The sequence below is a fragment of the Halobellus sp. genome, assembly GCF_042218505.1.
Lineage (GTDB): Archaea > Halobacteriota > Halobacteria > Halobacteriales > Haloferacaceae > Haloquadratum.
The window spans coordinates 1-14,491 of the sequence record NZ_JBDGQZ010000011.1; the positions used below are offsets into that span (position 1 = coordinate 1).

The window sequence follows — 14,491 nt, forward strand, 5'->3', positions numbered from 1 at the left end:
ACAGGGTGGATACCTCCGGTTGGCTATTCGGATCGAGAGATGCCAGATCGAGTCTCATCCCCTGTCCAACGAGACTCCGCACCTGTGTCCCGGTCGGATACATTTCAACTCCCAGCAATATTGACTGATCTCTCGTTACTGCGTATCCACTTCAGTCCCCAAAGCCTTCGAAGTTCCTCGTCAGAGCAAAGACCTGCTCCACATTTCCTCGGACGAATCAGTCACTAAAATCTATCTACATATTGCACTCCACGAGTCATAGTGCGAAGCCTCACACCACGAGGAAAAGTCCTGTAGGCCCACCTGAATCACGAAGTCGAGTCACCGTTGATACGGGTGAAAATGTGGTTTGTCCAGTCTGCCTCAGCGCGTGGTGTTGGGTCGTCGCCGGTACCCCGAATGGCATTGGCCTCCTGCCGAATTACCGGTGTGTGCGTGTCGTGGACAGTAAATTCTTCATCACGCAGGTCCGCGACCAGTTGCTTGAATTGAATGCTAGCGGCTGATTGGACCGCACTTGCGGCGTTACGGACACTCCACCAGGCGGCGTTCAGTATTGGCCTGTCGACAGTGGCGTTGCCGCCGTAGCCTTCCGGATACACCTGTACGGTCTGTGTCGGGATGTCTGCGACGATCCGGCCCTCTTCGAGGAAGTATTCGACCTGTCGGGATCCCTGAACGTTCGAGTGGTGCTGAATCGTACAGACCACGTCGTCTGCCGTCGAGTACGAAACGGCGATTCCATCGTACTCGACGGATTCGTCGCCGGTGGTGTTGATACGCTGCGTGTCGATCACCTCCTCGTTGGCCGGGTAGCCCGCCATTCGGAGGCCGATGTATATCGGATGAACGATTCCTTCGCCGAACTCCCCACCGGGGAGGTCGAGAACCCACTCTCCCCGTCCCGGTTCTCGTGGGTCGTTGTTCTCCAGCCAGCGAACCGAGACGCCGTGGATCCTTCCAAACCGTCCGCTTTCGACTAACTGACGGGCCCGAACGAACGGCGGGTAGTTCACTTGATTGTGCACTACGGTGACCCGACGGTCCTGGTGGTCCGCGCGACGAACCAGCGACTCGTACTCCTGCCGCGTTGCGGTCATCGGCTTCTCGACGAGGACGTGTGCGCCGGCCTCGAGACACTGCCGAGCAACTTCGGCGTGACTGGCGAGCGGCGTGCAGACGTGCGCCCAATCGACCTGTTCGGACGCTAAGAGTTCCTCAACGTCCGTGTACGGCGTCGTTCCCCACTCCGTGGCTCGGTTCTGTACTACCGACTCGTCCAGATCAGCGACAGCGGTGAGTGCGACGCCAGCGGTTCGCTCGATCGCGCGATAATGCCATCTCGCCACGTTCCCCAGACCAACGATTGCCGTATTCAGCACAGGGATACCTACACTTTTGTATCACAAAATGTTGCCCCCGCTCGGCACTCTGGACGGCTTGATTAGTGCACTGTTTGTTGCTTTTTCGGTGGCTGCTGTGAGCCACGTCGTTGGCCGTGTCTCTTGCTGTTGTTGATCTCAATCAGGGATGGCCTCGGTGAATCGGAGGAGACCACTGATGGAGAATACCAGTGATGGATGACCACTCCGCGTCTCGCGCTGTCTGCTGTAATCGGCTCATAATAAGCGGACTGATTCACTGATCACCGATAAAAGGAATCGGCTCTGGGCTGTTCGGACTGGCCGATAGTGAGATCTGAGCTGTTCACTTGCCACCTGATCCAGGACGCCAATCGACTGACCGACCGCCGCAACCGACGCCTCGTCGGCAGGCCTTATTCCCGTTGGGACCCTAACTCAGTTACACGTGGACTCTTCCAGCGTACCCTCGCTCGAAACCGACGAGACGACCGTTCGAGTCGGGGACGGGCTCTACGACAGCAAGTACGACCGGGTGTTGTGGGTGTCGCGCATCGACGACTCTGGCGTGACAGTGGAACCGGCCACCGAGTACGAAGTCGAGGAGTCGATCGGCTGGCCGCCAGGCGGGCAAACAGGGGTCATCACCCCCGGAACGACGTTCGAACCGATGGAGTTCGTCGGCCTCGTCGATGCGGGCCGGTTCGAGGTCGCACCCCGGTGAGTTGGGGCGAACCCAGGTGTTCTCCGCTACGCGCGGTTGCCTGACCGCCCACGGAGCATCGTCACGACGCGGCGTGCAGCCACGCGGGTCGGAGTCGACACGGCGAGAAGGACACCGCCGAATCCAGCGAGACAGGCCACTGCGGCGGTGACTGCCACGCCCGTGGGGGACAGTCCGCTTCGAGTCGCTCCGGCGACGACGCCGAACGTCAGCGAGGATCCGACGACGCCGCCGAGCAAGAGGTGCAATGTCGTCTGTCTATCGACCGGGATGTATCCGAGTACGTCGCGGGCGTAGTAACACACGTAGACGAACACGACCAGGTTCATCACTCCGTATCCGACGGCGCCCGCAAGCGCCCCGAACTCTGCACCGAACAGCGCCGGAATCGGGACGCTCACCACCAACCCGTAGAGTTTCGTCCGGAAACTCACGCTCGGTTTCCCGAGTCCCTCCATCGCGTGGGAGGTCAACGTCCAGAACCCGCGGAGGATGTTCACGCCGCCGACGATGAGCACTGTCGTCGAGAAGGCTCGCTGCGCCTCAGCGAACGCGATTTGTGCAACGATGCCGTGTGCGCTGAGCAGGTAACCGAAGACCACGAACGTCACTCCCGTGCCACCGGTGATGGCACCTCGCAGGTACGTGTCGTAGTCGTTTCCCGAGGCGGCGTCACCGCTCACCTTCGTGAGCAGCGGCGATGAGAGCCGCCAGGAGATCGTCGCTCCGAAGTCTGCAAATCGGTCTGCGGCCTCGTAGATCCCCACCGCGGCCGGAGTCCCGACGACGCCCAGCACGAACACGGGCATATTGTACGAGAAGCGGTCCAGAATCTGATCCGGGATACTCCACTTGGCGAACTTCCAGGCTCGGGTGACTGCGTGACGACCCGGGATCCGCGGAATCACCCCGAGGGCGATGCCCACCGGTACGAACAGCGCGAGTCGGACACCGGCGTTGACGAGGAGCAACTCCGCCGCCGAGGCGACGACCGCGTCGAATATGACGATGAGCAGCAACTGGACTCCGAGATGGGCACCGCCGAGCCACGTCTGTGCGCTCGGATATCCGATCGCGCCGAGCAGGCTCAGGACGATCATCGAGACCGAAAGCGACGCAGCGTACACCCCAACGGGGACGAGGAGGCCTTCGGTGAACACCGTCCGGCGAGTGAGCGTATCGGCGATGACGGTCGCGACGCCGCTACCGACTATGAGATAGCCGGCGGCGAACAACAGCGCCACGCCGAGGTACGAACCGACGGTTTCGCCGGGTTCGCTGCCGATTTTCTGTAGCGTTTGGCTGATTCCCCGTATCGGGCGGAGCACCAGGGCTGTCGCAATCGAGACAAAAAAGAACGTTCCAGTGGCTGCGGGCGAGGTTACGGCCGCGTAGACGATCCCGCTGAGGACGTACAGCGGCGTGGAAACTAGGGCTCCGCCAACGGTTCGAATAGAAGAATCCATCAGGCCAACTTCGTCGCCATCGCGCCGCTCAACCATTATGTTCGGTTAGGATGGTACGTACAAGACGCTGGCGCGTGAGGGTCGGCGGAGGCGTCAATGGGCAGGACAGGTGTGGGACACGACCCCGGGGAATCCGCGTCCGACCGCTCTGATTGATCAGAAAATCGAGCGAACACAGAAATGATAAAAATATGATTAGATGGGCATCTCTCTAATCACTACAGACCGATTCAGACGTGCGCCTCTTCGTGTGTGGCAAGGCGGTGGTAGCGAGATCCCGAAGCGACCGCGTTACGAACTGGTCACCCGAACTCGTGAACGAGACAATCCGCATTCCTGAGTAACCCCTCTCGCTATCGGGCAACGATCGGAGAGAGAAACGCTGAGCGAGAACGACTTTCTTTCCATACTACTATTAGCATCAAACCCTGTATGCTGCTATGACGGATTCTCCGACAGTACTCGTCGTCGGCGGCGGAGCAACCGGTGCAGGAGTGGCACGGGACCTGGCGCTTCGCGGCGTCGACGTCACGCTCGTCGAACGGGGTGGACTGGCCAGTGGCGCGTCGGGCCGCTCACACGGCCTCTTGCACAGTGGCGCGCGGTACGCCGAATCAGACCGCGCTGGCGCCGAAGAATGCATCGAAGAGAACCAAATCCTGCGGTCGATTGCGGGCGAGTGCATCCGAGACACCGGTGGCATTTTTGTCCAGTTAGCCAGCGACGACGCGTCGTACTTCGAGACGAAACGCGATGCGTGTAAGGCGGTCGGAATCGAGACGGAGGAGTTGAGCGCTGATGAAGCCCGGGAACGGGTTCCTGACCTCTCGGCCGACGTCGAACGAGCGATGTGGGTTCCCGACGGCGTGGTGTACCCATCGCGGCTCGTCGCGGCAAACGCCGCTGACGCCGAGGACAACGGGGCGACTATCCACCAGCACGCACCGCTCGAAGAGATGACAGTGGAAGGTGGAGAAGTGACGTCTGTCCGCCTCGGTGGCACCGTCGACAACGTCATCGAACCCAACTACGTCGTCAACGCAACGGGTGCGTGGGCCGGCAAGGTCGCGTCGATGGCCGGACTCAGCGTGGGAATGGCACCGTCGCGTGGGGTGATGGTGTCGGTCGAGTACGACGGCCTCGACGTGGCACTCAACCGATGTCGTGACCCGGAGGACGGCGACATCGTCCTTCCGCACGAGAACGAGGCCGTGCTGGGAACGACGAGCGTTCCGGTCTCGGACCCCGACGAGTACGAGCAGGCCGACTGGGAGATCGAACGAACGTTCGAGGAGTGTTCGGAGATGCTCCCGGCCGTCGACAACGCGCCGACGGTGCGAACCTGGTGGGGGCTTCGACCGCTGTACGAACCCGACGAAAGCGATACGGACCGACGCGGTATCTCGCGGGGATTCTTCCTCCTCGACCACGCCGACGACGGCGTCGACAACATCTCCAGTATCGTCGGTGGAAAACTGACGACCTACCGGCAGATGGCCGAGACAACGGCTGATCTGGTGTGTGACAAACTCGACGTCGAGGCGACGTGCGAAACCGCGACTCGACAGCTGCCCGGAAGTGAAGATGCAGAACAACTCGACGAGTACGTCGAGAAGTACGACGGACTGAATCCGACAGATCGCGACGTCGTCGGGTGACCACTCGCGGTCGTTCGGGGCCGGGCGCTCGCACCCACATTTCACGAACTGCTTCAGGTGCTGAACGCGGAACCCTCGACAACTGACAGCGGTCGCGTGTGGAGTGGCGAGAACGAGGAGCCCGCTACACAGTTCGGTGAGATGTTGCTCAGGTGCGCCTCTATCCGTCTTCAGTAGAACTGGCCGGCCGGGGGGCTTCGGGGCTGAATAAATCACTCGCAAAAAATTTATATAGTCGTTTGTAATGCATTACTGTAAGTGATAAAAAACAAACAGGAATCGCCAGACGACACTGTCACTCGTGGAACCGGCTAGCCGGACGAGACGACACAAACGAAATTGGAACCGCATATGACAGACCAGACACAGAGGCAAGACGACAGCCAGCATTCCGAAACAGCTGACGGGAAGGAGACGACGAACGAACAGCACGAGCAGTCATCCGAACAGGGACGGCAATCTTGGCCACTCTCCCGGCGGAACACACTGCTGACGATCTTGGGAATCGGAGGACTCGGGGCCGCAAGCGATTCGGCTCAAGCACAGACCCGACGTGGACGAGGCGACGATGAAGAGAGTGAAGAAGAAGAAGAGGAAGGGGATGGGGGGAGAGAAGAGGAACAGGACAAAGTAGAGATCGAGAACTTCAGGGGTGAAAATCTGGGCGTGGATAAAAAAGGGGTTCTCAACGTCCAGGACGGACCTGGGTCGAATCTTGACGCCGACACGCTCGATGGGAAGCAACTCGCAGATATCCAAACGAGACTCGCCGACATCGAATCCGACATTCAGGACAACAGAAACTTCATAGAGGCAAACGCCGCGGCTATCAACACTGCCCTGACGAGAATCGAAAGTTGGGTCAACTCCGATCTCCAGACGGTCGAATCGAATTTGAATAGCGCTCTTGGATCCATCGAAACAACGCTGAACGACATCGCAAGTACGGTTGAGACGAATTTCAACACGCTGGTTGGAGAGGTCCAGTCAGTGGTCGACTTCCTCCAGAACAGTCTCGAGACGAAATTTAATACCACCGCGACGGACATAGAAGGGGCAATTTCCAGCATCAGTAGCCTGTTCGAAAACGAAGTTAACGACGTGGCGAGGGCTATTGAGAACGTGGCTGGTGTCCTCAATCAAGGCTTTACTAATATCGAAAATGACGTGAATACCGCCTTGAGAAACATCGAGGGGTTCGTCCAAACGGTGATAGATGATATCGTGGGTACGATTAACTCCGTTATTAAAAATTTGAATAGTAGTATACTTAACACTAATTTCCCTACAATTTCAATAAATATGATAAATATTCCGAAGGTAAGCCTACCTAATACTTCGGTGAATCTGCCAGAGTTCAAACTGAGCGCAGTGTCGCTTCCTCGGCTCAACGTTCCGGGGGTTACTCTCCCAACGATTACTATCCCGAAAGTTTCGTTACAACAGATTACCATTCCGACGGTCACACTACCCAAACCCACCACCAATTTTACCGATTTTAACCAGTCGTAACCGGGAAACTCGAGTCGCACGGCTCGGAATTCATTTTCAGACAACGGATGACACGGTGGCAGTGAAAACCCGGCTCCCGAATTGTCGTCTATTCATTCTTTGTCGCTTCTCTCGGAACACTCATCAGGTGTGACTCTCACTGGGAGACGAGGGCTGGGTTCAAACCGAGCCGCTAAGTCATCAAAGCCTGATTCATAATGACTAGTCTCACTGTCTGCCGGTGATCGCCACCCACGTTCACGGCTATCACCGATGAGAGACCAGACTATTCAGTATCAGACTTTCGGGACGGACCACGTCTCCCGTCAGATTAGATTCAATGTCGGGAGGAAGGCGAAAAGTCCCTCGTCAGACGGCCGCGACTGTACACGAATGATAGATATACTTCTGATCGCTATACGCGAGCGTCGACGACGACAGTGAGGAAGCATTACTCAAGCTATAGTAGCGTGTGCAAGTCTTCGCTCACTCGATCGCACGACTACGGACGATAGGCTGTGCAATCAGTTCCAAACGCTACTATATTGGCCACTCGACCGCACACCGGGCGGAGCCTCGGGTCCAGTGCCTTTCGATTCGTCCCGAAATAATTATAATAATTCAGTGACAAATATATCGGACTCACGTCGCTCGTTCTCGGAGGCCATCGGTCCATCCGATGGACGACCGGAGCGGTGGGCACCGTTCGCGGAGGCGGTGAGGAGGACAATCCAATGTATGGACCTCAATCCGCAGTCGTAATCGGCGTGCTCGTGTTCGTATTCGTGCTGAGTGCCGCGCCCGTTGCTGGGGCATCGTACATCGCAGCCGGGAGTGGGGCGAACTTCTCGGTCGCCATCGACTCGACGAACTCGGTGAACACGAAGTGACGCTCAGCGTGACCGACGACGACGGGGCCAGGACCACCTCGACCCGGACGACAACGGTGGTCGACGCTGAAATGGACCCTCCACCGGACGAGTCAGAGGACGATGAAGGGGAGAGTGAAGACGACGAGCGCGAAGAGGGCGACGAAGACGAACAGTCAGATGACGATGAAAAAGAGGGCGAAGGCGACGAGGAAGATGAGGACGATGACGACAGTGACGACGAACGGTGAGTAGGCGCGACGATAGACCGAAAGAAGACCGTGCAGTGCTTGTTTCTTCGGGGATCGCTTGCACTGAAGTCGTTTGATCACCCTGTGTGATTGGCCTCAGATAGTCTGTGCCCCTGTCGGGTTCGCGGTCGTGTCTGTGGCTACGCATTGAGAAGAGAGAACTGTCGGGTGACAGGCGACGACGCACCGTTCGCAGAGACCACAGATCGCAGCGAGAACGGCGTGCGCGCTGGTGTCGTCAGTCGAGCCATTTCGTGGTCGCCCGCCTGAGTGCCAGCCACACCATTCCAGCACTCAATACGGCCAGTGCACTGTCTCGCGTTATGTGCACCAGCGGGTTTCCGGGTTCGATGAGAACCTGCCGGTTGTGTACGCCGAGCCACAGGAGTCCGGCGAGCGCGAGAGAGGCAACGGCCAACGTGACGGTCCCCGTCCCAATCTCGGTTGCCCGCTGGGTTAGCGTCGAATAGAGCCCGTCGGGCGGTCCCGAACGCTCGTCCGGGGACAGCGGTTTCCGCGTCGCATACCAGGCCGTCGCCACGGCCCCGGCTATGGACGGGAGCCAGAAGGCGGCGGCCCGATACAGAAGTGCGGCCGCACCGGCGCTGGCGAGATCGACCCCGGTCGTCGCAACCATCAGTGCGGTGAGTATTGCCTCAGCACTCCCGAAGCCTCCTGGTGTCGGCGCCAACCCACTGAGCTTCGCGATCGGGATCATCAACGCCACCACGACGAATGGAGGACGACTACCGAGGGCAGCGAGCGCAACCCACAGCGTCGACGCGACGGCCAGTTGGCCGACGGTGCTGGCAACGAAGACGAGTCCGAGCGTGCCGGGTGACTCGACCAGCGTACTGATCGCACCGGTGAATCGGTGTCCTCGTTGTGCGAGCGACTCGCGCGAGGGCGGGGTGACAAAGGGGAGGCGACCGGCCGGGGCGAGCAGAACGGCCACCGTCGTCGCGCTCCGCTGGATGAGTCGCTGTCGGTACTGCCAGGCGACGACCGCCGCGACGAACACCCCGAGTGTCAGCGCGACGGTGACCGCCGCAGCAAATTCGATCGTCTGACTGAACGCGACCCGTGTCCCGAGAGACGCGACGCCGACCAGTCCCAAGAGCAGTGCTGCAATCCGATTCAGCGCGTTGACGCTCCCGATTGCGGCCAGTCCCGTCTCGAAGTCGGTCCCGAGCGAGTTGTTGAAGAGCAGCGCAGTTATGGGGTCCCCGCCCACCTGCCCGAAGGGCGTGATCCCGTTCAGGAACCCCGATGCGCTGAACAGTAGCACGGCTGTGGTGAGCCGCGTGACGATGCCGAGTCGGACGAAGACGAGGTGTAACGCCACTCCCCAGACGACGAGCGGAATCACACCGACCGTGGCGAGCGAAGCCAGTCGCCGCGTGGAGACCTGGGTGAGCGCCTGTTGTATCGCATCTACACCGACGACCCAGAGGTACAGTCCCATAAGCACGCCACCGATAAGAAACGCGCTCACGGCACGCAGCCAGCGATGGTCGATACCCGCCGAAGACGGGGTCCCGTCGGGACCACCCATCACAGTTGAATGCTAGCACCTGGAGCGTAAAAAAACGCAACTGCATATGTGGGTAGTACGCACGTCAAACGACACCTACGTGACATTACTATCGCCCAGTGCTCGACGAATCCGATTCAGGCCTCTGTGGACCCGCTGGGTGAGGCCGAGTTCGCGGGCCCGGCGGTGGAGTCGTCGGAACACCGAAGCGTTCATTACCTCGTCGTAATGTTCAGGATATTCGCTCCGCAGTTTTCGTTCGAGTTCTCGGTCGAACGCCGTCCGTGGTGTACTCGGATGGCACATTCGGACCGCAGAACTGTACCGACAGACGCCGTCTGCTTCCTGCTCCATCCGCCAGCCGAACTCGACGTCCTCCCGCCATTCGGAAAACGCCGAGCGGAACCCGCCGATATCGAGTGCGGCCTCGCGTCGGACGGCCAGGTTGCACCCGACGTAGTGACGGGGGCCGAAGTCCCGACACCCCCCGTAGATAGAGCCCTCTAGACACACTAACGCTGGATCCGCGCGGAACTCCCGATAGATCGCGTCCAGCCAGTCCTCGGGAGGCCTGGTATCGTCGTCAGTCAGTGCCACGATGTCCGCACTGGCGTGTTTCAGCCCTATGTTTCGTGCTTCCGACCGGTCGAGTGACGCGTCGTTTACGAGCAGCACCTCGTAGGGCTCGTCCAGCGTTTGGGTATCGAGACAGGCGAGAGTCGGTTGATGATCGTATTCGGGAACAGAGGGTATCACCACCGAAACAACGGGGTCACTCGCCGTCCGTTGAAACTCGATCGCCATACGTCACACTCGCAAGCCTCTGAATGATATATCTACTGCTTGACCCCTCATATATTATACTGTCGGACACAAGTCCGTGAAGAATTTCGCCGCTCCGGGCGGCGAATATCTTGAAACAGTTGTGTCCGACAGTATTAGTTACTTGCCGGTCAGCAAAGAGGTATGAGCGCGGCAATCGAGACGAACGACGTGACCCCACTGCAGTGGATCGCTGTCGGCCTGGCGGCCATTACCGGTGTGATACACCTCGTTCTTGGGGTCCAGTTTTTTCCGGGAGCGCAGCCAGTATCGTTCCTTCTCGCCGGATTGGGGTTCTTCGGCGGAATCGTCCTCTTTCTCCGCAATTACCGCCGGCAGCAACTCTACGTCGGTGGCGCGGGTTTCACCCTGCTCCAGATTGTCCTATACCTGTGGCTCAATCAGCGCGTACAGCCCGCAATTTCGCCGATTGAGGCCATCGATAAAGCCGCCCAGATTCTTCTCATCGCCTCGCTGGTCGTCCTCTACCAACGCGGGCAGTGATCCAGTCGCTTCAGTCGGTCCCGGCCTGCGCTACCGGTAAATTCAGCACCCCTCGCTAACCGTGGAGTTGCTCGTTTATTTATATGCTACCGCGTCATACGTCCCGTATGGACGGGACGTTGCATCGGAGGATCGTCGAGGAACTCTCCGATATCGCGACGATTATTGCCTCGGATGGGAGGATTAGGTACGTAAGTCCCTCAGTCAGAGAGACGCTCGGGTACGACCCTGCGGAGTTAACGGGTGAACTCGGGTACGAGTACCAGCATCCGGATGATCGCGACGACGTCGCTGCGGCTGTCGAGGCCGTTAAGCGAAACCCACAGGACTCACAGAGCATCGAGACGCGGTTTCGCCGAGCGGATGGCTCGTGGTGTTGGATCGAATCGACGCTGCAAAACCGCCTCGAGGATCCGGCCATCGACGGCATCCTCGTGAACAGTCGAGACATATCCGAGCGCAAACGACAGGAACAGCGCTATCGGCTGCTCGCTGAGGAGTACGAGACACTCTTAGAAAGCGTCGACGACAGTATCTTCTGTCTCGCTGTCGAGCCGACGGATTCGGAGGACGTGTTTCGCTTCGAGCGCCTGAACCGGGCGTACGAGGAACAGATCGGGATCACGACCGAAGAGGTCCGTGGAAAGACGCCGAGGGAGGTGTTCGGCGAGAACATCGGCGCGGAGTTGGACGCGAACTACCGTCGATGTGTCCGGGCCGGAGAGTCGATCTCGTACGAAGAGGAACTCCTCGTCGACGCGGGCGCGCGGTTCTGGCAGACGATTCTCACACCCGTTATTACGAACGGCGACGTGACCCAGATCATCGGCATCACACGGAACATCACCGACCGGGTCAAACGAGAACGACAGCTCCGGAATCAGAAGGAGCAGCTCGACGAGTTCGCGAGCGTGGTGTCGCACGACTTGCGGAACCCTCTTAACGTCGCACAGGGCCGGGCAGAACTGCTGGGTCGAGACGGCGAAACCGAGCATCTGGCCCCGCTTGTCGAGTCACTCGACCGAATGGACGAGATCATCACGGATACGCTCACCCTCGCCAGACAGGGCCAGGCGGTCTCGGATCCGGAACCGATAGCGTTGGCAGATCTCGTCGGTGCGTGCTGGAAGAACGTCCGAACGGACGAGGCTACCATCGAGATCGAGGACGAAGTCACACTGCGTGGCGACCGGAGTCGCCTCCAGCACATCTTCGAGAACCTGTTTCGGAACGCGCTGGACCACGGCGGGAAAGACGTGACTGTCCGCGTGGGCCAGATCAGTGGCCGCGGGATCTACGTCGAAGACACTGGGCCGGGGATTCCCGAAGCGGACCGTCAACAGGTGTTTCAACCCGGTCAAACGTCCGTTAGCGGAGGAACCGGGTTTGGGTTGACGATCGTCAAACGGATCGCGGAGGCTCACGCCTGGAGAGTTGCAGTCGTCGATGGAACTGACGGCGGGGCCCGGTTCGAGTTCACCGGCGTCGACCTCGTGAAGTGAGCGGCCGCACGGGGGATTCAGCACTCTCGACGAGGATCGACAGGAGTTGGGAGGCGTCGTGGCCGAGACTTCGGTTCGACCGACACCCTGCTCTCAGGCGGTTTCGGCGACAGATCGCGCCACTCGAAGGAGGGTGTCGGTCTCGACTTGGCCACTCACGCGGAACGTGTAGCCGTCTGCGACCCACGTTATCGCTGTCGTGCCGTTCATCTGCATCCGTCGAGCCTCGTACTGACCGATCTGAATCGGGGTTCCGGACGTGTCGTTGGCCACGGTTTCGCTCACGAAGACGGTAATTTGGGCGTCGGAGTTCGGTTGTTCGTACCGGAGACTGACGAGTTCCGGATTGGCCGTGCGGTGTGTTGCCGAATCGAGACTGAACTCCTCGGGGACCGTGGGTTCCGGGACCGGAAAGTCCAGTGCGTCGTCCATCGCCGCCGCCGACTCGTAATCGTCGAACCGCACCTGACGGGCGTCAGCCGGGACCTCATCGGCCTCGACGCGGAAGATTTCCGGATCGAGCGTCGGGTTGAACTCTACGTCCCGGAACGTGACCGTATACTCGTATTCGTCGCCGTTGGCGGTGAACCTCGTGTGTCGCTTCACCGGATACAGGTACTCCGTGTCGAGCCAGAGCGTCTGGGTCTTCAGCGACATTTCGGACGAAGCCGGTGTCAACTCCATCCGATAGGTTTCTCGGCCGTCGATCATCTCCGTGCCGGCGTACACGACCGAGACGTTGCCCTCTCTGTAGGTCGTCGACCCGTTCCCCTCTTGCCCGGATCTGTCGCCGGCGGGGACCCGTGGCAGAGCGGACACCCCCGGGGTCGTAGTGGGACGGCTGATTGGCTGCCCGCTGCGCGCCGCACCGACGAGCCGTGGATACAGCGGTTCCGCAGAACTGTCGGTCCCACCGATGGTGGCTCTGGTGAGTCGCCCGGAGGCCGGATCGTAGTACACGAGCGTCGATTCGTTGACGACGACGAATCCGCCCTCGGCGACGAGCGGTTCTCTCGCCCCCTCTGTTCGGTTTATCGACAGCACTCGATCGCGGTACGACCACGGGTCGAAGCGCTGGTACTTCTGTACCACCGTGGTTATCGTGGCGTTGTTTCGCGTCTGAACGGTGGTCACGTTGGCACGGAGCGTCTCGAGTGAAGCGAACTGGTCGGCCGCCTCCTGCTGTGATGGCAACGCGCTCTCGGCGTCGGGTGAGCCTCCATACACATTACACCCGCTTACCGCGATGAGCGCAACCACGACCAGAATACGAGCGAGTTGCAACCAGTTGGCCGGCCGGCCGTCGTCGGGCCCACTCATTTCCGTGGGTGAGCCATAGAACTGCGACCAATTGAAATACCCGATTTGACTATTCGTTGGTAGTTTCTTCCGGGCCGGAGCCGAGCCGGACGGCAGAGGCAGTGGGTCGAACGATCCCGAGCGAACCACGATGCGGAAGCCCAGAGATACTCGACGCAAGGGCGCCCGACGGCGTCATTCCGGACCGTGCCCATCGCACCTTTATAGAAAATCCGAGGAGAAAACCCACGGCTTCAGCCGTGGGATGAAGCCGACAACTGGGGAGCAAACCACCAGACAGTAGCAGACCGACTCCCTAATGTTTAAAAATTATAGACTCTACATATAAGATATGGAAGTGCGGCGTACTGTTCCCGTCACACTCGACGTGGATAGCGACGACGCCGCACTTCTCGAAGACACTGTAGACACGTTTCTCTGGTCTGCTCAATACGTCGTAGACCACGCTTTCCAAGGCGAATACGTCACGACCAGCAAGACACAGTTGGACGACGAAACCTACAACGACGTTCGAGAAGCCACAGACGGGTTCAACGGCGGCCTTGTCCAAGCTGCCCGAAACAAAGCCGCAGAAGCCTGTAAGAGCGTCGTTGCACGCTGGAAGAATGGGAAGAAAGCGTCAAAGCCGCGTATGACTTCGCCGCACGTCGTCTACGACCACCGCACCGCCACGTTCTACGACGACTACGTCTCTCTCGCCACCACAGACGGTCGGATTGAAGCCGACTACGTGCTCCCAGACGAAGACAGCGACACGCCCCACGCTGAATACTTGTTCTCCGAGGAGTACGAGACGACAGGGGCAGAGCTTCATCGGAAGCACGGCGAGTGGCAACTTCACATTCACTGCAAGAAGGAGATGGAGTCTGACACGCCGGAACAGGCGACCACCGAGAACGGAACGGTTCTCGGGGTTGATCTTGGTGTGACTAACCTCGCTGTCACCTCAACAGGCACGTTCTGGACGGGCGACGAGTTCGACCACTGGC

General features: G+C 59.5%; 12 protein-coding genes and 1 pseudogene. 8 read left to right on the forward strand and 5 right to left on the reverse strand.

The window, feature by feature from the left end:
- Positions 1–308 precede the first annotated feature (308 nt).
- Positions 309–1,382: a Gfo/Idh/MocA family protein gene (locus tag ABEI27_RS03155; protein ID WP_375797963.1), complete on the reverse strand. Its 1,074-nt coding sequence runs from the start codon at positions 1,380–1,382 to the stop codon at positions 309–311.
- A gap of 427 nt (positions 1,383–1,809) precedes the next feature.
- Here ABEI27_RS03155 and ABEI27_RS03160 point away from each other — a divergent pair, with 427 nt between their 5' ends.
- A complete protein-coding gene (locus ABEI27_RS03160) occupies positions 1,810–2,085 on the forward strand; it encodes a hypothetical protein (protein WP_375797964.1) in 276 nt (91 codons plus the stop codon).
- 26 nt (positions 2,086–2,111) lie between these two features.
- Here ABEI27_RS03160 and ABEI27_RS03165 read toward each other — a convergent pair whose 3' ends face one another.
- Entirely contained in the window at positions 2,112–3,587 is a 1,476-nt protein-coding gene (locus ABEI27_RS03165) for a lipopolysaccharide biosynthesis protein (RefSeq protein ID WP_375797965.1), read from the reverse strand.
- A 404-nt stretch (positions 3,588–3,991) separates the two neighbouring features.
- Here ABEI27_RS03165 and ABEI27_RS03170 point away from each other — a divergent pair, with 404 nt between their 5' ends.
- From ABEI27_RS03170 to ABEI27_RS03185, 4 genes are all read left to right on the forward strand, one after another.
- Positions 3,992–5,209: an FAD-dependent oxidoreductase gene (locus tag ABEI27_RS03170; protein ID WP_375797966.1), complete on the forward strand. Its 1,218-nt coding sequence runs from the start codon at positions 3,992–3,994 to the stop codon at positions 5,207–5,209.
- A gap of 351 nt (positions 5,210–5,560) precedes the next feature.
- On the forward strand, positions 5,561–6,721 hold the full coding sequence (locus ABEI27_RS03175) for a hypothetical protein (protein WP_375797967.1): 1,161 nt from the start codon (positions 5,561–5,563) through the stop codon (positions 6,719–6,721).
- 713 nt (positions 6,722–7,434) lie between these two features.
- On the forward strand, positions 7,435–7,590 hold the full coding sequence (locus ABEI27_RS03180) for a hypothetical protein (protein WP_375797968.1): 156 nt from the start codon (positions 7,435–7,437) through the stop codon (positions 7,588–7,590).
- Between the two features lie 56 nt (positions 7,591–7,646).
- Entirely contained in the window at positions 7,647–7,820 is a 174-nt protein-coding gene (locus tag ABEI27_RS03185; RefSeq protein ID WP_375797969.1) for a hypothetical protein, read from the forward strand.
- 238 nt (positions 7,821–8,058) lie between these two features.
- Here ABEI27_RS03185 and ABEI27_RS03190 read toward each other — a convergent pair whose 3' ends face one another.
- Both ABEI27_RS03190 and ABEI27_RS03195 read right to left on the reverse strand, forming a co-directional pair.
- Positions 8,059–9,375 carry a YbhN family protein gene (locus tag ABEI27_RS03190; protein WP_375797970.1) on the reverse strand — a complete coding sequence of 439 codons (1,317 nt, stop codon included), beginning with the start codon at positions 9,373–9,375 and terminating at the stop codon, positions 8,059–8,061.
- Between the two features lie 75 nt (positions 9,376–9,450).
- Positions 9,451–10,158, reverse strand: coding sequence for a glycosyltransferase family 2 protein (locus tag ABEI27_RS03195; RefSeq protein ID WP_375797971.1), 708 nt, complete (start codon positions 10,156–10,158; stop codon positions 9,451–9,453).
- A gap of 162 nt (positions 10,159–10,320) precedes the next feature.
- Between ABEI27_RS03195 and ABEI27_RS03200 the strand changes: the two genes are divergently transcribed.
- A complete protein-coding gene (locus ABEI27_RS03200) occupies positions 10,321–10,680 on the forward strand; it encodes a hypothetical protein (RefSeq protein ID WP_375797972.1) in 360 nt (119 codons plus the stop codon).
- Between the two features lie 107 nt (positions 10,681–10,787).
- Positions 10,788–12,182: a PAS domain-containing sensor histidine kinase gene (locus ABEI27_RS03205; protein WP_375797973.1), complete on the forward strand. Its 1,395-nt coding sequence runs from the start codon at positions 10,788–10,790 to the stop codon at positions 12,180–12,182.
- A gap of 93 nt (positions 12,183–12,275) precedes the next feature.
- Here ABEI27_RS03205 and ABEI27_RS03210 read toward each other — a convergent pair whose 3' ends face one another.
- Positions 12,276–13,502, reverse strand: coding sequence for a hypothetical protein (locus ABEI27_RS03210; RefSeq protein WP_375797974.1), 1,227 nt, complete (start codon positions 13,500–13,502; stop codon positions 12,276–12,278).
- A gap of 331 nt (positions 13,503–13,833) precedes the next feature.
- Between ABEI27_RS03210 and ABEI27_RS03215 the strand changes: the two are divergent.
- Positions 13,834–14,491: pseudogene (locus ABEI27_RS03215) on the forward strand (RNA-guided endonuclease TnpB family protein); the annotation flags it as partial.